Below are 1,838 nucleotides of genomic sequence, written 5' to 3' on the forward strand. Positions count from 1 at the left end.
CCCCCGGCCCGCCCCCGGGGAGCCGCAACTCGACGCGGCCGTCGTCGGGGCCGGCTTCGCCGGCCTCTACCAGCTGTACCGGCTGCGCCGACTCGGCCTGCGCACCCGCGTCTTCGAGGCCTGCGACGACATCGGCGGCACCTGGTACCGCAACCGCTACCCCGGTGCCCGCTGCGACATCGAGAGCGCGGCCTACTCGTACTCCTTCTCGCCCGAACTCGACCAGGAGTGGGAGTGGAGCGAGCGGTACGCCGCCCAGCCGGAGATCCTCCGCTACCTCCACCACGTCGCCGACCGCTTCGACCTCCGCCGGGACATCACCCTCGGCACCCGCGTCGACCGCGCCGTGTACGACGAGGCCGGCCATGCCTGGCGGCTCACCACCGACACAGGCGAGACGGTGACCGCCCGGTTCGTCGTCCTCGCCACCGGCTGCATGTCCGCCGTCAAGAAGCCGGACGTCCCCGGCGCAGACACCTTCGCCGGCCGCACCCTGCACACCGCCGACTGGCCGCACGAGGGCGCCGACCTCGCGGGCCGCCGCGTCGCCGTCATCGGCACCGGCTGCTCCGCCGTGCAGCTCATCCCGGTCCTCGCCGAACAGGCCGCCGCCCTCACCGTCTTCCAGCGCACCCCGGTCTACGCCCTCCCCGCCCACAACCGGCCCCTGAGCGCCGCCGAGACCGCCGAGCTGAAGGCCCGCTACCCCGCGTACCGGGCCGCCCAGCGCCGCTCACGCGGCGGCACCCTCGTCGAACCGCCCACGGGATCCGCCCTCAAGGCCGACGAGGCCGAGCGCACGGCCGCCTACGAGGCCGGCTGGAACTCGGGCCTCCTCAGCGGCCTGCTGCGCACCTACACGGACATCCTCACCGACCCTGCGGCCAACGAGACCGCCGCCGAGCACGTCCGCGCCAAGATCCGCGCGATCGTCGCCGACCCGGCGACCGCCGAGGCGCTCACCCCGCGCACGTACCCCTTCGGCACCAAGCGCCCCTGCCTCGACAGCGGGTACTACACCGCCTACAACCGGCCCCACGTCCGACTCGTGGACCTCACCCGGACACCCCTCACCCGGATCACCCCCGCGGGGATCAGGACCACGGAGCGCGAACACCCCGCCGACGCCATCGTCTTCGCCACCGGCTTCGACGCCCTGACCGGCTCCCAGCTCGCCGTGGACATCATCGGCAAGGGGGGCCGCACGCTCAGGGAGAAGTGGGCCGGCGGCCCCCGCAACCACCTGGGGCTGCTCTCCGCCGGCTTCCCCAACCTCTTCACCGTCCTCGGACCCCTCAGCCCCTCCGTCCTCAGCAACGCGGTCTTCTCCATCGAACAGCACGTCGAGTGGATCACGGACTGCATCGCCCACCTGCGCGGCGCCGGCCTCACCGAGATCGACGCCACCCCCGAGGCCGAGGACCGCTGGTGCGCGCACGTCGCGGAGACGGCCTCCGCGACCCTCTACCCGCACACCGACTCCTGGTACACCGGCGCCAACGTGCCGGGCAAGCCTCGGGTCTTCCTCGCGTACGCGGGCGGCGCCGACCGCTACCGGGAGGCGTGCGAGGCCTCCGCGCGGGACGGCTACCGCGGCTTCGCGCTCTCCGCCGCGGCCTCCGCGCCGGCCACGGGGCGCACCCGGCGCGGGCGCGCGCCGCTGGACGGGTGAACCGCGCGCCCCTCGGCACGGCCCGCGCCCCGCCCCGGCGCCGACGGCAAAACCCGAGCTCGCGGCCGGTACGGCGGGCTGTGACACGCCCCGTCGGCGGGCACGCCGACCCGCCCGGTAACCCGCGTACGGCACTAGCCTGGCCGACGCCTGCCCTGCCCTGCCC

1 protein-coding gene is annotated in these 1,838 nt (G+C 74.9%); it reads left to right on the top strand.

Translation table 11 applies throughout. From position 1 onward, the window contains the following. Positions 1-1,672: NAD(P)/FAD-dependent oxidoreductase (locus EF903_RS32220; RefSeq protein WP_221888806.1), on the top strand; the 1,672-nt coding region annotated here is incomplete at its 5' end. Positions 1,673-1,838: the final 166 nt, after the last annotated feature.

It is taken from the genome of Streptomyces sp. WAC05292 (assembly GCF_003949955.1).
GTDB lineage: Bacteria > Actinomycetota > Actinomycetes > Streptomycetales > Streptomycetaceae > Streptomyces > Streptomyces globosus.